Source organism: Brevundimonas sp. ALps5 (assembly GCF_058681645.1).
The window spans coordinates 3,729,415-3,749,120 of record NZ_CM178744.1 but is presented as its reverse complement, the minus strand read 5'-3'; the positions used below and the strand labels follow the sequence as shown (position 1 = coordinate 3,749,120).

Sequence of the window (19,706 nt, the reverse complement as noted above, 5' to 3'; positions counted from 1 at the left end):
AGCTTCGCGGCGGATTTCTGTGACGGCTTGACGCCTATTCGGCGCCCGAGACGATGGCCGTATGGCCGTTGCGGTTCTGGGCATGAGCGGCCTCGCTGGCGCCTTGCGCGATCAGCCTTTCCTTGCCGTAGCTGATGACGTCGATGCGGTTCGCCGCCACGCCCTGCGAGACCAGCCAGGCGCGGATCGACTGGGCCCGGCGCGCGCCGAGGGCCAGGTTGTACTCACGGGTGCCGCGTTCGTCGGCATTGCCCTCGATCCGGACCTGGACGCGCGGATACTGCTGCAGCCAGCGGGCCTGATCGGCCAGACGCGGCAGGGCGTCGGCGCGCAGCGTATGGCTGTCCAGATCGAAATAGACGCGGTCGCCGACATTGACCGAGAAGTCCTGCTCCGAGCCCGGGCGCACGGCGCTCATCGGGCCGGTCGGCTGGGTCGGGGCGACGGGGTTGTAGGCGGGAACCGTACCCGTGTCGGCGGTCGTCCCGGCGGCGACCGGGCGCCTGGCGCAGGCGCCCGCGGCGAGAACGGCGACGGCGCCCAGACCCATCAGGGCCAGACGAAGCGGACGGGAAGATGCGGTCATGGGGAACTCCTTGTTCCCGGAGCTGGACCACGCGCTCCGAAGCCCCGCAAGAATAGGATCCATATACGGCCCCGCTCGTCCGCCGGGCCGCCTCCCGCATACGGATCCTGTTCTTGCGTCTTGAGGCGGGGAGCGCGAGGTGTGGCCGCATGACTTCGCCGTCCGTCTCCGCGACCGCTTCATCGACCCTGTGGCGGCCTGTCGTCTGGCTGTTCGAGCGGTTTGACGCCTCCATGACCCTGGCGGTCCAGCTGGTCGGGGCGGTCGTGATCGTCCTGATCGGCACGGCGGCGGCGGAACTGCTCTACCTCGCCTTCGACATGACCCGGCTGTCGATCTTCTTCCTCGCGGCGGTGCTCGTCTCGGCCTTGCTGCTGGGAACCTGGGGCGGGGTCTTCGCGGCCATCCTCGCCTTCGCCGCCTACAACTTCACCCTCGTGGAGCCGCTGTTCACCCTTCAGTTCGCGGGCCCCGACGACGCCCTGACCCTTTTCGTCTTCCTGCTGGTCGCCCTGGTCACCGGCAGCCTCGCCGGTCGGGTGCGTGAGAGCGAGCGCCACAACCGCCAGCGCGCCGATCTACTCGCCACCTTGCTGGAGGCCGGTCAGACCTTCGCGGCGGCGCCGTCCGAGGCTGAGCTGACCCAGGCCCTCTCGGAGCGCCTCAACGCGGCGACGAACGGCGTCTCCGTTATCCTGCCGGACGGCGGCGCCCTGTCCGACAAGGCTTTCGCCTACGGACCCCGCGGGGTCATGGAGGGGCTGGTCGCCCGGGCGCAGATGGACGCGGGTCTGCACGCCCACGGCGCCTGGCGCTCGCGCCGCATCTCCGCCGACGAACCTCTGGGCCTCGCCCTGTGGCGCATCGGCGAGACCCGGGCCAGGGACGTTCAGGCCCAGGACCGGCTGTGCGAACTTCTGATCGACCTCGCCGCCGCCGCCCTCGCCCGCAGCCGCCGCGCCGGGATCGAGGCGGATCTCGAGGCCGACCGCCGCGCCGAGCCCTTGCGCGAGGCCATCCTCGGCTCCCTGTCGCACGACCTGCGCACGCCGCTGGCCACCGTCCTCGCCTCGGCCAGCAGCCTGCGCGACTATGACGACCGCTTCGATCCTCAGACTCGCGTGGCCCTCGCCGACGGCATCGTCCAGGAGGCCGGGCGGCTGAACGGCTATGTCGAGGGCCTGCTCAACCTGTCGCGCATTGAGGCCGGCCAGCTGGAGACCCGGCTGGTCGATCTCGGCCTGTCCGAGATCGTGGAGGCCGCCGTCCGCCGCCTGCCCGCCGCCCGCGCCGCCGGGGTCGAGACGGCGCTGGATCCGTCGCTCGCCGTCCGCGCCGACCCGGTCCTGCTCGAACAGGTTCTCTACAACCTCCTCGAAAACGCCCTCCAGCACGGAGGACAGACTGTCCGCATCGCCGTCTCCACCCGCCGCCGCGATGACCGGGTCGAGATCGAGGTCATGGACGATGGCCCCGGCGTCTCCCCCCTCGATGCCCCAAAGGTCTTCGATAAATTCTATCGGGGCTCCGGCAGTCGTCGGGAAGGCCGCGGCACCGGCATCGGCCTGTCGGTCGCGCGCGGCTTCGTCGAGGCCATGGGCGGCCGCATCGGCGTCGTCCCGCATGACGCGGGCAAGACCGGTCTGCGCGTCCGCATCGCCCTTGATCCCGCCCCCGATTCCAGGCGGGAGACCGTCTGATGCAGCGCCTCCTGCTGGTCGAGGACGAAGCCCCCATCGTCCAGTCCCTGACGCCCGCCCTCCAGGCCGAGGGCTATGCCGTCACCGCCGCCGAGCGCGGCGCGGATGCGCTGGCCGCCATGGCCATGGAAGGCTTCGACGCCGTCCTTCTGGACCTCGGCCTGCCCGATATGGACGGCAAGGACGTCATCGCCCGCATTCGCGAATGGTCCGAAGTCCCCATTCTCGTCCTCAGCGCCCGCCATCTGGAGGCCGAGAAGATCGCGGCCCTGGACCTCGGCGCCGACGACTACGTCAACAAGCCCTTCGCCATGGGCGAGCTGCTGGCCCGTATCCGCGCCGTCCTGAGGGGCCGCGAGCGCAAATTCTCGTCACGCTCCCGCTTCGTCGCAGGGCCGCTCTCGATCGACTTCTCCAGCCGCATCGTCAGGATCGAGGACGAGGTCATGCACCTGACCCCGCGCGAATATGACCTGCTGCGCACCCTCGCGCTGCACGCCGGCCGGGTCGTCACCCACCGCCAGATCGCCCTGGCCGTCTGGGGCGGCGCCGAAGTCGTCGAGGCCCAGGTCGTCCGCGTCCTCGTCGCCCAGCTGCGCCAGAAGCTCGAGGCCGATTCCGCCCGCCCCCGCCTCATCCGCACCGAACAGGGCCTCGGCTACCGCATGATCGAGCCGGACGCGGGGAAGTAGTTCCGGACGTCACTGCCCCGCCAGCAAACTGGCCGTCCAGGCCATGACCGGCGGGCTGAAGGCGACCGGCCCGATCAGGATCTGGGTCAGCAGGATGGCGCCGCCGCCCCAGAAGTAGGCCGGATGAACCCGTCGCGTCGTGACGAGGTCGTAGATCGCGCCCGCAAACACATAGACCATCATCGCGGCGAACACGGCCCAGCCGCCCCACGGGCCGAGCAGCGGCATGGGCAAGATCCGGCCCCAGGCCGGCGACATGACCATGATCGTCCCGCACAGCATCAACCGCCGGTGCCATTCCGGCGAACGCCTCAGGGCGACGGCCGCCGCCGTCAGGCCGAAGAAGCTCAGCACCCCCAGAACGTCGACCATAAGGAAGATGTTGGGCGGGAAGAACGGCGGCACGGCTCCACGCTTCACGCAGCCCACGGTGACCGCGATCCCGGTGACGACCATCAGCACGGCCAAGGCCGCCCCGAACCAGCCAAGCTTGCGATGCAGGGACACCGACCCGGACACCACCAGCCCGCTCTGCAGCACGAAGAAAACGATCCAGGCCACGAACACCCCGGCGTGGACATGCACCAGAGGCGGCAGGCTGGAGACGTCGAAATGATAGCGCGAGGCGTTCAGGGTGAAGCCGAAGACCACGGTCGCCGCAATCACCAGCGCCATGATCAGGAAGAACCTCCGGCTGCCTCGCGCCGTGCGCCAGGGTCCCGATATCGTTGCTGTCGTCATGATGCCCGCTCCCGTTCCATCGATGGCGGAAGGGTCGCGGGGGGCACGGATTGGCGAAAGGACGTCAGCCTGACGGGAAGCCGATTTCTTCCTGACATCAGGCAATGCTACCGGGGTTTGATGACGTCGCTCGCTGACCAGGATGATCTGACGCTGGCCTCCATGAGCCTGCGCCCGTCGACGTGCGAACTGCTTCATCCGGCCGGGGTCGAAACCGTCGAGCCGCAGGTCATGCGGGTGCTGCTGGCGCTCGCGCGTCAGCCCGGCCGCGTGCTGTCGCGGGACGCCATCGTCGATCAGGCCTGGGACGGGCGGGCCGTCAGTGAAGATGCGATCAACCGCGTCCTGTCTCGCTTGCGGCGGCTGTCCGAGACTACCGGCGCTTTTCGTCTGAGCACCATCCGAAAGGTCGGCTACCGGCTGGACCCGGTCATCGTCGAGGGCGGGTCTCCGGCGCCGGGTGCGCCGGCCTCCGATATCGCCCCCTCGGCCGCGCGCCGCCGGATAGGCTGGATTTTCGGGCTTTTGGCGCTTGTCGCCCTTCTGTCGGCCGCCGGCGCGCTTCTGTTCGCCCGCTTCGGCCCGGCCCCGGCACGCGAAGGACCGAGCCTGACCCTGGCCCTGAGCGCGCCCGATCCGGCCGACGCCGCCGTCGCCTCCGCCTTCGACCACCAGATGCGCGAGACCCTGTCGCACATGCAGGGGCTGAGACTGATCGCCGGCCGGAAGCCGACCGACCTCGTCCTTGAAGGCCTCGTCGGCCATGGCGGCCCGAAGCCCGTCATAGACCTGACCCTTTCCGATGGGCATTCCGGCGTGCGTATCTGGAGCGCCCGGTTCGACGGCCGCGCCACCGACGACCCGACCGCACAGGAGCGGGCCGTCTCGGCCGCCGCCCGCTTCCTCGCCGTTCGCCTCGGCGATCGCCTTGTGGGCCAGGCCGCGGCGCGCGAGCCGGTTGACCCCGAGGTCGAGCGGCTGGTCGTCAGGGCCCGCAGAGCCTTCGCCGCCTCCAATGAGGCCCGGCACCGGCGAGACTGGCCCCTCTCGATCCGGCTGGCGCAGAGCGCCGACGCCGACGCCGCCCGGGCCCTGGCCATCGATCCGACGTCCGCCGGCGCCCTGATGGTCCGCTACCAGGTCGACAACGGCCCCCAGTATCCGTGGCCCAATGAGAGCCAGGACGCGTTTCAGGCCCGATTGACGCGCGCCGCCGGCTATCTGTCGCGGGCCGTCGCCGCCGATCCCGACGATCCCGAGGTCCTCGTCGCGGCCGGAGAGGACTATCGTCAGAGCCTGCGTTGGGGCGACGCCGAACGGCTGCTCGAACGCGCGGTCGCCATCGATCCCAACTCGCCCGACGCCAACACCTGGTACGCCTACCACCTCGGCCTGATGGGACGGTGCGATCAGGGGCTCAAACACGCCCGCGTCGCGGCGGGCCTCGCCCCCGGGGACACCTGGCGTCAGCTCGCCATTCCTCGCCTGCTGCATTGCGCAGGCAAACGCGCCGAGGCGGCGGACGTCTATCGCGGGCTGCAGATTCGCGATCCGGCCAATGTCTTCCTGCTGCGCGAAATCTATCTGATGCGGCTGGGCGAGCGGAACGCCCCGGCCCTGCGCGCCCTCGCCGCCTTCACCCGCGACGTCCTGTGGCATGGCGCACCGCCGCCGCCGATCACGGCCCAGATCGGCCGTATCGGAGCTGCGGCCGACGCGCTCGACGGCCGTCCGCAGACCTTCCTGCGCCTGCTCGATGCTGATCGCGCCGTCTATGTCGCCGCCCCGTCCGACGCCCGCAAATTTGGCCGGACCCAGGGCGACGCCTGGTTCGTCCTGGCGCTCGAATACGCCGAGGCCGGGGCCACGGACCGGGCGCTGGAGGCCCTGCGCGAGGCGGTCGACCGGGGCTCGCTCTATCTTCCGTGGGCCCTGCCCTACGGTCCCACCGAATTCCCGCCCGCGGTCAGCGGCGACCCGGCCTGGGCCGCACTGTGGAAATCATCCCCGGGCCTGACGGACCTGATGAATCGACGCGCCCGGGCAAGATCGCTGCGGGACTGACACCGCGCGCCTGTGGTCCGGTACGGATCGAAACAGCCTCGCTGCCGTTGTTGTTAATCAACGAACGGAGATCGCTATGTCGACGATCCAGGACAACCATGTGGAAGAGACGACCGAAGAGGCCCGTCAGGGTGAGAACGTGAAGGGCATGACCTCGGTGCTCGGGGTGTCGATCGCGGCCGTCGCCGTCCTCTTCGCCCTGATCCTTCTGGTCTTCTTCGGCTTTACGGCCGGCTGGTTCGGCTAGTTCTCGAACTGGTCCTGGTAGACCGGGTCCTTCATCGCGAAGCCCGGTCCCAGCACCATGACGCCCGCCAGCAACACCGCGGCGCTGGCGGCAAGAAACGCGGCCCCGAGCGCGCCCAGCGAACTGCCCGGACGCTCTGGCATCTCGACCAGCAGGGCGCGGGCCTGTTCGATCTCGGCGGCGGTATCGATCACGCGGGGGACTCTCCGACAGGGACCCGATCTGAACGCCACGATGGTTAACGTCCGGTGTCTATCCCGGTCCAGAGCAAGCTTCGGCTTGGCGCGGAGGATTTCAGGTCCTAGAACCGCCGCATGATCCTCGTCGTCGATAACTACGACAGCTTTACCTACAACCTCGTCCACTACCTCGCGGAACTGGGCGCGGAGACGCACGTCGTCCGCAATGACGACCTGACGACCGCCGAGGCCTGGGCGCTGAAACCCGAAGCCGTCCTGCTGTCGCCGGGCCCCTGCGCCCCCGATCAGGCCGGCATCTGCCTGCCGCTGATCGACACCGCGCCGCTGGACATGCCGATCCTCGGGGTCTGCCTGGGACATCAGGCCATCGGTCAGGCGATGGGCGGCCACGTCGTGCGCGCCAAGGCCCTGATGCACGGCAAGACCTCGCCGATCATCCATGAGGGCAAGGGCATGTTCTCGGGGCTCCCCTCGCCCTTCACCGCCACCCGCTATCACTCGCTGGCCGTGCAGCGCGAAACCCTGCCCAATACGCTTCAGGTCACCGCCTGGACCGAGGATGGCGAGATCATGGGCTTCCAGCACCACGAGCGGCCGATCCACGGAGTCCAGTTCCACCCCGAGTCGATCGCCACCGAACACGGCCATGAGATGTTGGCCAACTTCCTCGATCTGGCGGGCGTCAAGCGTCTGGCCATGGTCTGAGGCCATGGCGGAGGCCGGATTCAAGCCGCTATTGGCCAAGCTGGTCGACGGCCAGCCCCTGACCTCGGCCGAGGCCGGCGACTTCTTCGCCGCCTGTCTGCGCGGCGAGCCCACCCCGGCCCAGGTCGCCGCCGCCGTCACGGCCCTGCGCATGCGCGGCGAGACGGTGGACGAGATCGCCGCCTTCGCAGGCGAGATGCGCAAGGCCGCCCTGACGCTGGACCATGACTACGACGTCATCGACACCTGCGGCACCGGCGGCGACGGCGCCCACACCTTCAACATCTCGACGGCCGCAGCCCTGGTGCTGGCCGGCGCGGGTCTGAAGGTCGCCAAACACGGCAACCGGGCCATGAGCTCGAAATCCGGCTCCTCCGACGTCCTCGGCGTCCTCGGCGTCGACCTGACCGCCGGGCTGGAGCAGCAGAAGGCCGCGCTGGACGAGGCCGGCATCGCCTTCCTCTTCGCCCCCGCCTACCACGGCGCCATGCGCCACGTCGGCCCGGTCCGCGCCGAGATCGGCTTCCGCACCGTCTTCAACCTGCTCGGCCCCCTGTCCAATCCGGCCGGGGCCAAGCGTCAGGTCATGGGCGTCTATGATCCGCGCCTGCTCGAGCCTCTGGCCGAGGTCCTCGGCCGTCTGGGGGCCACGCGCGCCTGGACCGTCCACGGTCAGGGCCTCGACGAACTGACCACCACGGGCGTCAGCGAGGTCGCGGAGTGGAAGGACGGCGCCGTCCGCCGCTTCACCGTCACGCCCGAGGACGCCGGCCTGCCCCGCGCCGACATCGAAGCCCTGCGTGGCGGCGACGCCGAGACCAATGCCGAGGCCCTGAGCGCCCTACTGGCCGGTCAGACCGGCCCCTACCGCGACGTGGTCCTGCTGAACGCCGCCGCCGCCCTCGTGGTCGCGGACAAGGCCGATGACCTCAAGTCCGGCGTCGCCCTCGCCGCCGCCGCCATCGATGACGGCAACGCCGCCGAAGCTCTCGCCGCCCTCGCGCGGATCACCTCCACGCCCCTGCCGATCGAAGACCTCGTATGACCGCGCCCCGCGAAGACGTTCTGGCCAGGATCGCCGCCTACAAGCGCGAGGACGTCGCCGTCCGCAAGGCCGCCCAGTCGCAGTCCGAGATCGAATCCTCGGCCATGATCGCCGGCATGCCGCGCGGCTTCCGCCACAGCCTCGAGAAGCACGCCGCCCCCGGCCGTCCCGCCCTGATCGCCGAGATCAAGAAGGCTAGCCCCTCTAAGGGCCTGATCCGCGAGGACTTCGATCCGCCGGCGCTGGCGCAAGCCTATGAGGCCGGCGGCGCGGCCTGTCTGTCGGTCCTGACCGACGGTCCGAGCTTCCAGGGCGCCGACGACTATCTGGTCCAGGCCCGGGCCGCCGTCACCCTGCCCTGCCTGCGCAAGGACTTCCTCGTCGATCCCTGGCAGGTGGCCGAGAGCCGCGCGCTCGGCGCCGACTGCATCCTGATCATCCTGGCCATGATCGACGACGTCCTCGCCGCCGAACTGCTGGCCGAGGCCCGCCGATTTGGCATGGACTCCCTGATCGAGACCCATGACGAGCTGGAGATGGCCCGCGCCGTCACGCTCGGCGGCGACCTGATCGGGGTCAACAACAGGTCCCTGCGCACCTTCGAGGTCGACCTCGGCACGACCGCCCGCCTGTCGCATCTGGCCCCGAAGAACGCCCTTCTGGTCGCCGAGAGCGGCGTCTTCACCCCCGACGACGTCGCCGACGTCTGCATGGCCGGCGCCCGCGCCATCCTCGTCGGCGAAAGTCTGATGCGCCAGCCGGACGTCGAGGCTGCGACAAGGGCCCTGCTGGACTAGGCCACGGCCTTCTCGGGCGGATAGATCAGGGTCTCGCGACCGATCTCATCGGCCGGGACCTCGGCGATGTCGCCTAGCACCTCGCACAGAACGCTCCAGCTCAGCGCATCGCTCACCCGCGCGCCCTGCCCGGCCAGCCGTCCGAAGTTCAGGGGAGCGGTGCGCCGTGCAAGGTCGCCGACGGTGTCGAGGCCCTTGGGCAGTCGTCCACGGTCGAGGCTGCCCAGAACTCCGGCCGCGATCACGGCGGCGACGCCCGTAACGGCCACTGCCGGAAGGCTGGCGAAGAGCCCGACGAAAACGCACAGAAGCGCTCCGGCTCCGATCAGAAAGGCTGCAAGGGCCAGCATACCGCCCTCGTGCTGCGGCAGGGTAAGGCTCGTGATCCTGCCCAGCGTCCGCAGCGCCCGTTTTGAACGCGTCCGGAAAACCGGCGGCAAGGGCGTCGCGGGGGCGATCCGTTCGTCCATACCCATTGCGGTCAGTCCCCGGCGCAGGCGGTAGAAGATCATGCTGGTCTCGCAGGCGCCCTCTCGCGCGGGCAACCGCCGGACAAGCACGTCGTGGAGGGCGCCCACGGTCGGCACGGCTTGCAGTTCGTCGGGCGTCAAACGAAGGTCGAACACCGCCTCGACAGCAGCCTCCGCGTCCTCGTCGCCGATCAGGTTCAGGCTCGCTCGGATCATCCGGACAGCCTAGGCCAGAACCCCTTCACCGTTAAGTTGACATTAGTGAAGAACACTTACAGAACATCGACAACGGTTCACGTCTTGTTCTGAAGGCTCCTCCCATGCTCACGCGCAAGCAGCACGAACTCCTGATGTTCATCCACGAACGCATCAAGGAGACCGGCGTCTCCCCCTCGTTCGACGAGATGAAGGAGGCGCTGGATCTGGCGTCCAAGTCGGGCATCCACCGGCTGATCACGGCCCTGGAGGAGCGCGGCTTCATCCGCCGCCTCGCCCACCGCGCCCGCGCCCTTGAGGTGACCAAGCTGCCGGAACAGGCGACGACGGGTCCGATTCGCGGCCGCGCCCCCTTCACCCCGGCGGTGATCGAGGGCGGCGGACGCTCGGCGCCGGTCTCCGAAGCCGCCAACGACACTCGCGAACTGGTTCTGGTCGGCAAGATCGCCGCCGGCGTGCCCATCGCCGCCATCCAGGGCGACAACGGCCGCTATCAGGTGCCCGAGGCCATGCTGGGCGCCGGCGAACACTATATGCTCGAGATCGAGGGCGACTCGATGATCGAGGCCGGCATCCTCAACGGCGATCTGGTGGTCATCAAACGCGTCGACACCGCCTCCTCGGGCGAGATCGTCGTGGCCCTCGTCGAAGGCGAGGAAGCCACCCTCAAGCGCCTGCGCAAGAAGGGCCAGTCCATCGCCCTCGAACCCGCCAACCGCAACTACGAAACCCGCATCTTCGGCCCCGACCAGGTCGAGGTCCAGGGCAAGCTGGTCGGCCTGATCCGTCAGTATCACTAACTCAATATCGTCATCCTCCGGCAAGCCGCCGCTTGGCGGCGCAGACCGGGGGACCCAGCGGCGCGCGGGAGCGCGACCCTGTCGCGGGTGCTGACTTCAACCACCTCGGTTGAACAGATCGCCTGTGGCGCCGCTGGGTCCCCCGGTCTCGCTATGCTCGCCGGAGGATGACGAAAGAAAACTCATTCAGCTCGCGGGCTCCACGGCCGGTCCCCCCTTACCTCCGCCGTCCACACCGCCTTCCAGCCCGCGCCCGAGCGCCATAGCTCCACCGCCCCGCCACGCCTGAAGTCGACCTCGTCCAGCACCAGCGTCTGCGCGCACCCCCCTGGAATGCTTGCCACCGCCGCCCGCACACTGACGACCGGCGCCGCCCCGCACAGGGCTGACAGCACCGGCTCCGACGGGGGCTTCGTCCCCCACCACAACGCCACCGGCGCCGCATCCCGCACGTCCGGCGCACAGGCGAACCGCCCGCAGACCCAGCCCTCCTCCGGCCGGTCTGTCAGCGTCAGCCCCCTTCGCCGCGACCACAGGTCGGCCGCGAACTCGCGCACCCCCGGCCTTACCGCCACGGCCTGCGTCCCTGAGTGAAACGCCGCATTGGTCCCGCCGTCACCGATCCACAAATCGGGTGTCGGGGCCCTCGGCCACAGCATCACCGCCGCCGCTAACGGCAGCCCCAGCCACCTCAACCGCCCCTTCCACAGACAGATGAACAGCACGCCGAGAAAGGCGATCGGCAGCACATAATCCGGCGCGCTCGGCACTGTCCTGACCGCCCCCGGCAGGTCCGCTGTCCAGTGTCCGATGGCCAGCATCAGGTCGATGCCCTTGCCCGCGACCCACAGGAAGGGCGCGCCCAGCCCCACGGGCTCCAGCAGCGCGCCCAGCGCCAGCGCTGGCATCATCACGAAGTCCGCCACCGGCGACGTCAGCAGATTGGCCCCCAGCCCATAGACCGCCGTCCGGTTGAAATGCTGCATGGCGAACGGTCCGGTCGCCAGCCCCGCGACCAGACTGGCCGTCACCGCCGCCACGATCCATCCGCCGATCCTCTGTACGATCAGTATGGGCAGGGGCGCCGAAATCTCCCTGACCCGCGCCGGCCAGCTTTCGACCAGGGCGACCAGCGCCGCCGTCGCCGCGAACGACATCTGGAAGCCCGGCGTCACGATGGCCTCGGGCTGGAGCGCCAGCACGACCAGGGCGGCGACGGCCAGGGCGTGCATGGTGATCGCCTGCCGGTCCAGCAGGATGGCCAGAAAGGCGATGGAATAGGTGATGGCGGCCCGCTCGGCCGGTGGCGGCGCCCCCGAGATGATCAGGTAGGTCGCGACCGCGACCAGCCCCGCGACCGCCGCCACCTTCTTGCCCGACACCCTCAGCGCCACCCACGGGATCGCCGCCACGGCCAGCCGCACCGCGAAGAAGACGAACCCGCCCACGACCGCCATATGCAGACCCGAGATCGACAGGATGTGGGCGAGGCCCGAGTCCCGCATGGAGTCGAGGTCGTCACGCTCGATCCAGGTCTCGTGCCCGGTCACCATGGCCGCCGCGACGCCGCCGGTGCGCGGCCCCAGCCGGTCGACGATCTTCTGCGCGAGCCCGAACCGGATCGCATTGATCCTCATGTCCAGTCGCAGCCCCCACGGCGGCTCGGGCAGGACGGCGGGCCGCGTCGGCGACAGGGCGAAGGCCGTCCCGCCCATCCCCTCGAAGAAGGCGTTGCGGCCGAAATCATAGGCGCCCGGACTGGCCGGGGCCGGCGGCGGATTGAGGATGGCGAACAGACGGATGGGTGTTCCCGGCGGCGGCGGATCGCCCTTGACCGTGGCCCTCAGCCGGATCGGCGTCGCCCCGGCCTCGAGCCCCCGGATCCACACCGGCGCGACCACCACCCGGTGTCCGTTCGCGCCCGGACTGTCGACGTCCAGCACCCAGGCCTCGATCGTGGTCGGCGCGTCCAGTTCTGGCGCGATCGGCGCCGCGACCCGTTCAGTGCGAACCTTCGCCGCCGCCAGCCCCAGCGCCAGACACATGAGCAGCATCAGCGGCAGGGTCGCCGCCCGCGGCAGCCCCCTCTCCCGCGCGCCCAGCCAAAGCGCCACTGCCACGCCCGCCACGGCCACCAGAGGCCACAACGGCGGCTCCGTCTTCAGCCCGAAGTAGACGGCGCAGCCGCCGCCGAACGCGACCGGGGCCCACAGCCGCCAGCGCAGCCCCTGGCCGCCGACCTCGGCCGCCAGCCAATCCTTCACCCCATCCCATGGAACTGCCTTCAACCGCCCTTCCCCCGGCCCGAAGGCCGAGCGAACCATGACGTGAGGCGTCCTGATATTCAACTCCAAGATCAAGGAGCGGTCCAGCGCACACGCCGGGCGTTCGTCCCGGCTTCCTCTGACAGCCGCGGTCGTTCAACGAGGGGCTAGGATCAGGGCCGCGCGGCGCTATAACCCCCGCCATGAGCCTGCCCGTCGTCACCCGCTTCGCCCCCTCGCCCACCGGATTCCTGCATATCGGCGGGGCCCGGACGGCGCTGTTCAACCATCTCTTCGCCCGCCGCCACGGCGGCAAGTTCCTGATCCGCGTCGAGGACACCGATCGCGAGCGGTCCACGGACGAGGCGGTCAAGGCCATCTTCGACGGCCTGAGCTGGCTGGAGCTGTTCGCCGACGAGGAGCCGGTGTTCCAGTTCTCGCGCGCCGACCGCCACCGAGAGGTTGTCCAGACCCTGCTGGAAACCGGCCACGCCTATCGCGACTACACCTCCGCCGAGGAGACCGGCCGTCTGCGCGACGAGGCCAAGGCTGAAAAGCGCACCTTCGAATCGCCTTGGCGCGACCGTGTCGCCGAAGGGCTGGAGGCCGAACAGCCCTTCGTCGTCCGTTTCCGCCGTCCCCTGCCTGCCCGGGTCGAGGTCGCTGACGCGGTCCAGGGCGACGTCAGCTGGGACGCCGCCGATCTCGACGACCTCGTCCTGCTGCGCAGTGACGGCGCCCCGACCTACAACCTCGCCGTGGTGGTCGACGACCACGACATGGGCGTGACCCACGTCATCCGCGGCGACGACCATCTGAACAACGCCGCTCGTCAATCGTTGATCTACGACGCCCTCGGCTGGGCGCGCCCGGTCTTCGCCCACATTCCCCTGATCCACGGGCCGGACGGCGCCAAACTGTCCAAGCGCCACGGCGCCCAGGCCGTGCATGAATATGCCGAGATGGGCTATCTGCCCGAGGCCATGCGCAACTACCTGGCCCGCCTCGGCTGGTCGCACGGCGACGATGAACTGTTCTCGGACGAACAGGCGCAACAGTGGTTCGACCTCGCCGGCATCGGCAAGGCCCCCGCTCGTCTGGACTTCGACAAACTGGCCCACGTCAACGCCCACTGGATGCGGCTGGCCGACGACGACGGTCTGGCCAAGCAGGTCCTCGACCTCCACCTCGCGCGCGGTCATGTCCTGGCCGAGGACGACGAGGCGCGCCTGACCCGCGCCATGCCGTTCCTCAAGGACCGGGCCAAGACGCTCAATGAGCTGGCCGACCAGTCGGCCTTCGTCCTGCGCCGCCGCCCCCTGACGATCTTCGAGAAGGCCCTGCCGATGCTGGCGGGGGAATCAGGCGAACGCATCGGCCGCCTGCGCGACCGGCTCAAGCTGTTCGCCAGCTGGGATGTCTTCGCCCTCGAAACCGAGCTCAAGGTCTTCGCCGAGGAAGAGGCCGTCGGCTTCGGAAAGATCGGCCCCGCCGTCCGCGCCGCTCTTACCGGAGACGGCGTTTCACCCGACATCGCGAAGACTCTCGCCGCTTTGGGGCGCGAAGAATCGCTCGGGCGCTTGGATGATGCGCTGCAACAGACTAAGTGACGTTCACGAACAACAAGGGGTCCGGCGTCTCCCCGGCGCGGGCCCTGATTTACAAGGGGCTACAATGACTGAACCTGCCAAATCGGCGACCCTCACCCTCGGCGACAAAACCGTCGAATTGCCCGTTCTGACCGGTTCCACCGGCCCCGACGTCATCGATATCCGCAAGCTGTACGGCGCCACTGACGCCTTCACCTTCGACCCCGGCTTCACCTCGACGGCCGCTTGCGAAAGCGCCATCACCTACATCGACGGCGACGCCGGCGTGCTGCTGCACCGCGGCTATCCGATCGGCCAGCTGGCCTCGCAGTCCAACTTCCTCGAGGTCTGCCACCTGCTCCTCTACGGAGAGCTGCCGACCGCCGCCCAGTACGCCGAGTTCGAGAACACGGTCACGAAGCACACCATGCTTCACGCCCAGTTCGACCGCTTCTTCGAGGGCTTCCGTCGCGACGCCCACCCGATGTCGATCATGGTCGGCGCCGTCGGCGCCCTGTCGGCCTTCTACCACGACAGCCTGGACATCCATGATCCGATCCAGCGCAACATCTCGGCCATCCGCCTGATCGCCAAGATGCCGACCATCGCGGCCCGCGCCTACAAGTACCATATCGGCCAGCCCTTCATCTCGCCGCGCAACGACCTGTCGTACGCCGAGAACTTCCTGCGCATGTGCTTCGCCGTCCCGGCCGAGGACTATGTGATCGACCCCGCCCTGGCCCGCGCCATGGACCGGATCTTCACCCTGCACGCCGATCACGAGCAGAACGCCTCGACCTCGACCGTCCGTCTGGCCGGTTCGTCGGGCGCCAATCCGTTCGCCTGTATCGCCGCCGGCATCGCCTGCCTGTGGGGCCCGTCGCACGGCGGCGCCAACGAAGAAGCCCTGACCATGCTTCAGGAGATCGGCACCCCGGACAAGATTCCGGAGTTCATCCAGGGCGTGAAGGACCGCAAGTACAAGCTGATGGGCTTCGGCCACCGCGTGTACAAGAACTACGACCCGCGCGCGAAGGTCATGCAGGAAAGCGCCTATGAGGTGCTGGCCGCCACGGGCCGTGAGAACGACCCGCTGTTCCAGGTCGCCAAGGAGCTGGAGAAGGTCGCCCTGAACGACGAATACTTCACGTCGCGCAAGCTGTTCCCGAACGTCGACTTCTACTCGGGCATCACCCTGTCGGCGATGGGCTTCCCGACCTCGATGTTCACCGTCCTGTTCGCCCTGGCCCGCACCGTGGGCTGGATCTCGCAGTGGCAGGAAATGATCGGCGACCCGGCCCAGAAGATCGGCCGCCCGCGTCAGCTCTACACCGGCCCGACCGAGCGCGACTACGTGCCGATCGCCAACCGCGGCTGATCGGACCCCACGGTCTGAAATGCGAAACGCCGGAGCGAAAGCTCCGGCGTTTTTCTTTGGGCGATGACGGGCCGGGTTCAGCCGCCGATGGCGTCCAAAGCCGTCATCGCCGCGTCGTCGAGCACCAGATCGCCGGCGGCCAGGTTCTCCTTCAGGTGCCCGACCGAGGAGGTGCCGGGGATCAGCAGGATGTTCGGCGAGCGCTTCAGCAGCCAGGCCAGGGCGACCTGCATCGGCGTCGCGCCCAGACCCGCCGCCACCGCCGACAGGGCGTCCGACTGCAACGGGCTGAATCCGCCCAGCGGGAAGAAGGGCACATAGGCGATGCCGGCGTCGTTCAGGCTGTCGATCAGGGCGTCGTCATCCCGATGGGCCAGGTTGTAGAGGTTCTGGACGCAGACGATCTCGGCCATCGAGCGCCCCTCCTCGACCTGCTTCGCGGTGACGTTGCTCAGGCCGATGTTGCGGATCAGGCCCTGCCGCTGCAGGTCGACGACGACCGACAGGGTGTCGGCGATGGAGCCCTCGGCCGGGCCGTGGGCCTCGCCCATCATGACCCGCAGATTGACCACATCCAGCGCCTCGAGCCCGAGGTTGGTCAGGTTGTCATGCACCGCCCGCTCCAGCTCCGACGCCGAAAAGGCCGGCAGCCAGGCGCCCGTGCCGTCGCGCCGCGCCCCGATCTTGGTCACGATGGTCAGGTCTTCCGTATACGGATGAAGCGCCTCCCGGATCAGCCTGTTGGTGACGTGGGGACCGTAGAAGTCCGAGGTGTCGATGTGGTCCACGCCCTGCGCCACGGCCTCTCGCAGCACGGCCAAGGCGCCGTTGTGATCCTTGGGCGGCCCGAACACGCCCGGCCCGGCCAGCTGCATCGCGCCGTATCCGAGCCGCTTCACGGTCCGGTCGCCCATCGTGTACGCGCCGACGGTCGGGGAAATGGTCATGGGAAAGCTCCTTCTTGCGGAGCCGGAACCTAGGCCCGCCGTCGCCACCCGATAAGCCGGGGCAATCCGCATGCGCTGTTCGCTGTTCCGTACAATACCTGCGTCAATCGGGCGAGGCCGGGCCGGATGACATCTCTGGATTACGGGCCTGGTCTGGTCCACAAAAGGCAGCGCGCTCAGCCGCACACAGGGAAGGATCGACCATGAGGCTCCTCGCGCTCGTTTCGGCCCTGTTGGCTGCGGCCTGCGCCGCACCCGCCCAACAGATCCAGCCGCTGGCGCTGGACGCGAACGGCGCCGAGCCGGTCTTCCTGCTCAACAGTGGCGGCTGGACCCTTTCGCCCGCCCGCCCCGCCTTCCCGCTCACCGAAAGCCAGCCCGCGCTCGGCGGCATATCGGGCGCGGCGACCGCCAGCCCCTTCGGCTGCGGCCTCGTGGACGTCCACGGCGGCTATTTCTCCGGCGACCGGGGGCGTCTGGCCTGCGTCTCGCGCGGCCCCGACGGGCGGCTGCGCCTGACCCGACTGGCCGGCCGTGTCGACTATTCCCGGGTTTACGACGCCGCCCCCTCGGACGGCGGCCATGTGGTCATCGCCCGCCCCTACAAGAGCCGGATCGCGCAGGTCATGACGCTGTCGGCCGACGGCGAGCTGCTGCGGTCGGTCGAACTGCCGGACGCCTACGACTGGTCGCCGGACCAGATCGCCCTTCTGCCGACGGGCCGGATCCTCGTCCTAACGCGCACCGCCGGGGCCTGCGAATGGCGCGTTCTCGAGCGCAGCGGAGACACCTTCCGCACTGTTTCCGTCACCCCGGCGGACCATGTCTTCCAGTGCCAGACCGCGAGCCGCGGCGAAGAGATCATCCGCGACCAGGCCAGCGGTCAGGCCTATATCCGCCAGTTCTACCCCGACAAGAACGCCCTCTACCGTCTCGACGACAACACCGATCAGGGACGCGGTCCGGCGACGCTCGCCGTCCGCGACATGGCCGCCCTCCTGCCGATGGATGTGGGCTCGCAGCCGGCCATGGTCACGGTGCTGGACGGCGCCCTCTACTATGAGGCGCCGTCGGTCTCGGGCCCCATCGTGGTCCGCTACGATCTCGCCACCGAAAGGCTCAGCCGCACCGACCTCAGGGCCGTGAGCGGACGCTGGCTGGACGCCGGCCGCGTCCAGGGGCTGATGCTGACCGGCAGGGCCGGCGACCGCATGCAGGTGGCCGTGATGACCCCTACGACCGCGATCGAGGTCCGGCCCGTGGCGCGCGACTAGTGCCCGGCTCGCTCGCCGATCACCTTCAGCACCGCCTCGGCAGCGATCTCCGACGGATCGCGTCCGCCCCGGCCCATCCGGTCCAGCGCGGCCGTCTGGCGGGCGGACTGGGCGGCGCGCGCGTCCGGATCGTCCAGCAGGGCGCCGACGGCCCCGGCCATCTTCTCCGGCGTCGCGTCCTTTTGGATCAGCTCGGGCGCGATCATCTCATCGGCGGCGGTGTTGAACAGGGTCGCGAACTTGCCGGTGAAGAAGGGCTTCATGATCGCATAGCTGAGCCCGTCGAAGCGGTAGCCGATGACCATCGGCGCCCCGGCCAGGGCCAGTTCGGTCGAGACGGTGCCGCTGGTCGCCAGCGCGGCCGTCGCGGCGCGCATGGCGTCATACTTCTCGTCTTCCTGCACCAGATGCACGCGGAACGGCCAGGCGGCGATCCGGGCGGTGACGTCGGCGGCGACGGTGCCCGCCACGACCACGGCGACCTCCAGCCCCGGATGGGTCTTCTTCAGCAGGGCGACCGCCTCGCCATAAACGGGCGTCATATGGCGGATCTCCGAGGGCCGGCTGCCCGGCAGGATCAGCAGCAGGGGCGCATCCGCCGTCAGCCCGCGCGAGGCCCGGAACCGGGTCCCATCGGCGCTGTCCATGTCCACATGCAGGGCGGATGACCCGACCACGGTCGTCGCCAGCCCCTCGGCCTCGAACCACGGCGCGTCGAAGGTGTACAGCGCCAGCAGATGATCCACCGCGCCCGCAAGGGTCTTGGCCCGCCCCGGTCGCGAGGCCCAGACCTGCGGCCCGACATATTTGATCAGGGGCACGCCCGGCAAAGCCTCGCGCAGGGCCTTGGCCACCCGGATGGTGAAGCCCCAGCTGTCGATCAGGACCACGGCGTCCGGCCGTTCCCTGACCGCCAGGGCCACCGTGTCCGCCACCCGCGCCTTGACCCGCTTGTAGGCCCTGAGGCCCTCCAGCCAGCCGAGAATGGACAGTTCGGCGATGTCGAACGGGCTCTCCACCCCCTCGGCCGCCATCTTCGGGCCGCCGACGCCCACGAAATCCACGCCCGCGTCCCGCGCCTTCAACGCCTTGGCCAAACCGGCGCCCAGCGCATCGCCCGAGGCCTCGGCGGCGACCAGCATGATCTTCATGACCGGTCCTCGCCCCAGACGAACAGGCCCAGCCGGTTCGCGGTCTCGATCAGGGCCGGACGGTCGATCAGGATCAGCTTGCCCGCCACCCCGCCGACGCCCGCCAGCCCCGCCGCGGCCGCCAGCTCCAGCGTCCGCGTCCCGATCACCGGCATATCGACGCGCAGGTCCTGAATGGGCTTGGGCGCCTTGCCCAGCGCGCCTTTCAACGCGCCCGCTGCCCCGCGCAGATCGGCGGGCAATCCGGCGACGCGGCTCAGCATGGCGTCCGTGCCCTCCTGTGCCTCCACCGCCAGCACCAGGCCGTCGCAGACGACCGCGCCCTGGCCGATGTCCAGTTCGCCCGCCTTTTCCGCGACGTGCAGGGCCTTCCTCAGGTCGGCCAGCTCGTCTTGCGTCGGGCTCACCCTGCCCAGCGCCCCGGCTTCCAGCGTCTCTCCGCCCAGGATGTCGTCGGCGCCCTCGACGGCGTAACCCTCGTTCTCGAACACCGACAGGATCTTGCGCAGCAGGGCGTCGTCGCCCTTCGTCGCCGCCGCGATGATGCCGGGCAGCAGGGTCGCGCCCTTCAGGTCGGGCTTCAGGCTCTTGAAGTCGGGCCGGTTGACCGTGCCGGCGAAACAGACGGCCTCGCAGCCCGCCGCCTTCAGCGCAGCCAGCGCCTTGCCCAGCTCGGCCATGCCGATCTCGGCGCCCGCATAGCGGACCAGATGCGGATCGGCGAAGCCGGTCAGACGGATCACGAACAGGGGCCGGTCTTCGGCCTCGCACCGCGCCGCGATGGCCAGCGGCAGGGCCCCGCCGCCGGCGATCAGCCCCAGCTTCGGCGCGGTCATCGTC

The 19,706-nt window shown here is 69.4% G+C and carries 19 protein-coding genes; 11 read left to right on the top strand and 8 right to left on the bottom strand.

All coding sequences use genetic code 11. From position 1 onward, the window contains the following. Window positions 1-34 precede the first annotated feature (34 nt). The gene (locus ACW172_RS17920) at window positions 35-586 is read right to left on the bottom strand and encodes an OmpA family protein (protein ID WP_492032780.1); all 552 of its coding nucleotides are present in this window, start codon (window positions 584-586) and stop codon (window positions 35-37) included. A gap of 149 nt (window positions 587-735) precedes the next feature. Between ACW172_RS17920 and ACW172_RS17915 the strand changes: the two genes are divergently transcribed. Both ACW172_RS17915 and ACW172_RS17910 read left to right on the top strand, forming a co-directional pair. Then, on the top strand, window positions 736-2,286 hold the full coding sequence (locus tag ACW172_RS17915) for an ATP-binding protein (protein WP_492032779.1): 1,551 nt from the start codon (window positions 736-738) through the stop codon (window positions 2,284-2,286). Continuing rightward, window positions 2,286-2,978: a response regulator transcription factor gene (locus ACW172_RS17910; protein WP_492032778.1), complete on the top strand. Its 693-nt coding sequence runs from the start codon at window positions 2,286-2,288 to the stop codon at window positions 2,976-2,978. Before ACW172_RS17915 ends, ACW172_RS17910 begins: the two co-directional genes overlap by 1 nt. A gap of 9 nt (window positions 2,979-2,987) precedes the next feature. Here the strand turns inward: ACW172_RS17910 and ACW172_RS17905 are convergent, their stop codons facing one another. Beyond that, window positions 2,988-3,653 (bottom strand): hypothetical protein, encoded by a 666-nt coding sequence (locus ACW172_RS17905; RefSeq protein WP_492032777.1) that lies wholly within the window; start codon window positions 3,651-3,653, stop codon window positions 2,988-2,990. 186 nt (window positions 3,654-3,839) lie between these two features. Here ACW172_RS17905 and ACW172_RS17900 point away from each other — a divergent pair, with 186 nt between their 5' ends. Together ACW172_RS17900 and ACW172_RS17895 are read left to right on the top strand one after the other, a co-directional pair. Next, entirely contained in the window at window positions 3,840-5,783 is a 1,944-nt protein-coding gene (locus tag ACW172_RS17900) for a winged helix-turn-helix domain-containing protein (RefSeq protein ID WP_492032776.1), read from the top strand. A gap of 76 nt (window positions 5,784-5,859) precedes the next feature. After that, the gene (locus ACW172_RS17895) at window positions 5,860-6,030 is read left to right on the top strand and encodes a hypothetical protein (protein WP_492032775.1); all 171 of its coding nucleotides are present in this window, start codon (window positions 5,860-5,862) and stop codon (window positions 6,028-6,030) included. Here the strand turns inward: ACW172_RS17895 and ACW172_RS17890 are convergent. Then, complete coding sequence (locus tag ACW172_RS17890) at window positions 6,027-6,224, bottom strand: peptidoglycan-binding protein (RefSeq protein WP_492032774.1); 198 nt, start codon at window positions 6,222-6,224, stop codon at window positions 6,027-6,029. The two genes, ACW172_RS17895 and ACW172_RS17890, sit on opposite strands and share 4 nt — an antisense overlap. 120 nt (window positions 6,225-6,344) lie before the next feature. Here ACW172_RS17890 and ACW172_RS17885 point away from each other — a divergent pair, with 120 nt between their 5' ends. The 3 genes from ACW172_RS17885 to trpC are packed head-to-tail and all read left to right on the top strand — an operon-like array spanning window position 6,345 to window position 8,777. Continuing rightward, complete coding sequence (locus ACW172_RS17885; protein ID WP_492032773.1) at window positions 6,345-6,935, top strand: anthranilate synthase component II; 591 nt, start codon at window positions 6,345-6,347, stop codon at window positions 6,933-6,935. 4 nt (window positions 6,936-6,939) lie between these two features. Next, window positions 6,940-7,980: an anthranilate phosphoribosyltransferase gene (gene trpD, locus ACW172_RS17880; RefSeq protein ID WP_492032772.1), complete on the top strand. Its 1,041-nt coding sequence runs from the start codon at window positions 6,940-6,942 to the stop codon at window positions 7,978-7,980. Beyond that, window positions 7,977-8,777, top strand: a complete 801-nt coding sequence (trpC, locus tag ACW172_RS17875) for an indole-3-glycerol phosphate synthase TrpC (protein ID WP_492032771.1) — start codon at window positions 7,977-7,979, stop codon at window positions 8,775-8,777. Before trpD ends, trpC begins: the two co-directional genes overlap by 4 nt. On the opposite strand, the gene ACW172_RS17870 is transcribed toward trpC, so the two are convergent. After that, a complete protein-coding gene (locus tag ACW172_RS17870) occupies window positions 8,774-9,463 on the bottom strand; it encodes a hypothetical protein (protein ID WP_492032770.1) in 690 nt (229 codons plus the stop codon). The genes trpC and ACW172_RS17870 overlap by 4 nt on opposite strands. A gap of 104 nt (window positions 9,464-9,567) precedes the next feature. On the opposite strand from ACW172_RS17870, the gene lexA reads away from it, so the two are divergent. Continuing rightward, the gene (gene lexA / locus ACW172_RS17865) at window positions 9,568-10,263 is read left to right on the top strand and encodes a transcriptional repressor LexA (RefSeq protein WP_207931869.1); all 696 of its coding nucleotides are present in this window, start codon (window positions 9,568-9,570) and stop codon (window positions 10,261-10,263) included. A 182-nt stretch (window positions 10,264-10,445) separates the two neighbouring features. Here the strand turns inward: lexA and ACW172_RS17860 are convergent, their stop codons facing one another. Beyond that, a complete protein-coding gene (locus ACW172_RS17860; RefSeq protein WP_492032769.1) occupies window positions 10,446-12,551 on the bottom strand; it encodes a ComEC/Rec2 family competence protein in 2,106 nt (701 codons plus the stop codon). Window positions 12,552-12,730: 179 nt separating this feature from the next. Here ACW172_RS17860 and gltX point away from each other — a divergent pair, with 179 nt between their 5' ends. Next, window positions 12,731-14,137 (top strand): glutamate--tRNA ligase, encoded by a 1,407-nt coding sequence (gene gltX, locus ACW172_RS17855; RefSeq protein WP_492032768.1) that lies wholly within the window; start codon window positions 12,731-12,733, stop codon window positions 14,135-14,137. Between the two features lie 64 nt (window positions 14,138-14,201). Continuing rightward, window positions 14,202-15,494, top strand: a complete 1,293-nt coding sequence (gene gltA / locus ACW172_RS17850) for a citrate synthase (RefSeq protein ID WP_492032767.1) — start codon at window positions 14,202-14,204, stop codon at window positions 15,492-15,494. A gap of 77 nt (window positions 15,495-15,571) precedes the next feature. Here the strand turns inward: gltA and ACW172_RS17845 are convergent, their stop codons facing one another. After that, window positions 15,572-16,441, bottom strand: coding sequence for an aldo/keto reductase family oxidoreductase (locus ACW172_RS17845; protein WP_492032766.1), 870 nt, complete (start codon window positions 16,439-16,441; stop codon window positions 15,572-15,574). A gap of 203 nt (window positions 16,442-16,644) precedes the next feature. Between ACW172_RS17845 and ACW172_RS17840 the strand changes: the two genes are divergently transcribed. Then, window positions 16,645-17,715, top strand: a complete 1,071-nt coding sequence (locus ACW172_RS17840; protein WP_492032765.1) for a hypothetical protein — start codon at window positions 16,645-16,647, stop codon at window positions 17,713-17,715. Here the strand turns inward: ACW172_RS17840 and lpxB are convergent. Further along, window positions 17,712-18,866, bottom strand: a complete 1,155-nt coding sequence (gene lpxB / locus ACW172_RS17835; protein ID WP_492032764.1) for a lipid-A-disaccharide synthase — start codon at window positions 18,864-18,866, stop codon at window positions 17,712-17,714. The genes ACW172_RS17840 and lpxB overlap by 4 nt on opposite strands. Continuing rightward, on the bottom strand, window positions 18,863-19,702 hold the full coding sequence (gene lpxI, locus ACW172_RS17830) for a UDP-2,3-diacylglucosamine diphosphatase (RefSeq protein ID WP_492032763.1): 840 nt from the start codon (window positions 19,700-19,702) through the stop codon (window positions 18,863-18,865). The genes lpxB and lpxI overlap by 4 nt, the downstream gene beginning before the upstream one ends. Between the last annotated feature and the right edge of the window lie 4 nt (window positions 19,703-19,706).

What these genes read in the sequence shown, in the direction of transcription:
- gltA (WP_492032767.1), top strand. Translation starts at nt 14,202, where the DNA reads ATGACTGAACCTGCCAAATCGGCGACCCTCACCCTCGGCGACAAAACC.
- ACW172_RS17885 (WP_492032773.1), top strand. Translation starts at nt 6,345, where the DNA reads ATGATCCTCGTCGTCGATAACTACGACAGCTTTACCTACAACCTCGTC.
- trpD (WP_492032772.1), top strand. Translation starts at nt 6,940, where the DNA reads ATGGCGGAGGCCGGATTCAAGCCGCTATTGGCCAAGCTGGTCGACGGC.
- ACW172_RS17870 (WP_492032770.1), bottom strand. Translation starts at nt 9,463, where the DNA reads ATGATCCGAGCGAGCCTGAACCTGATCGGCGACGAGGACGCGGAGGCT.
- lpxI (WP_492032763.1), bottom strand. Translation starts at nt 19,702, where the DNA reads ATGACCGCGCCGAAGCTGGGGCTGATCGCCGGCGGCGGGGCCCTGCCG.
- gltX (WP_492032768.1), top strand. Translation starts at nt 12,731, where the DNA reads ATGAGCCTGCCCGTCGTCACCCGCTTCGCCCCCTCGCCCACCGGATTC.
- trpC (WP_492032771.1), top strand. Translation starts at nt 7,977, where the DNA reads ATGACCGCGCCCCGCGAAGACGTTCTGGCCAGGATCGCCGCCTACAAG.
- ACW172_RS17910 (WP_492032778.1), top strand. Translation starts at nt 2,286, where the DNA reads ATGCAGCGCCTCCTGCTGGTCGAGGACGAAGCCCCCATCGTCCAGTCC.
- ACW172_RS17920 (WP_492032780.1), bottom strand. Translation starts at nt 586, where the DNA reads ATGACCGCATCTTCCCGTCCGCTTCGTCTGGCCCTGATGGGTCTGGGC.
- ACW172_RS17840 (WP_492032765.1), top strand. Translation starts at nt 16,645, where the DNA reads ATGAGGCTCCTCGCGCTCGTTTCGGCCCTGTTGGCTGCGGCCTGCGCC.
- ACW172_RS17905 (WP_492032777.1), bottom strand. Translation starts at nt 3,653, where the DNA reads ATGGCGCTGGTGATTGCGGCGACCGTGGTCTTCGGCTTCACCCTGAAC.
- lexA (WP_207931869.1), top strand. Translation starts at nt 9,568, where the DNA reads ATGCTCACGCGCAAGCAGCACGAACTCCTGATGTTCATCCACGAACGC.
- lpxB (WP_492032764.1), bottom strand. Translation starts at nt 18,866, where the DNA reads ATGAAGATCATGCTGGTCGCCGCCGAGGCCTCGGGCGATGCGCTGGGC.
- ACW172_RS17915 (WP_492032779.1), top strand. Translation starts at nt 736, where the DNA reads ATGACTTCGCCGTCCGTCTCCGCGACCGCTTCATCGACCCTGTGGCGG.
- ACW172_RS17900 (WP_492032776.1), top strand. Translation starts at nt 3,840, where the DNA reads ATGACGTCGCTCGCTGACCAGGATGATCTGACGCTGGCCTCCATGAGC.
- ACW172_RS17895 (WP_492032775.1), top strand. Translation starts at nt 5,860, where the DNA reads ATGTCGACGATCCAGGACAACCATGTGGAAGAGACGACCGAAGAGGCC.
- ACW172_RS17845 (WP_492032766.1), bottom strand. Translation starts at nt 16,441, where the DNA reads ATGACCATTTCCCCGACCGTCGGCGCGTACACGATGGGCGACCGGACC.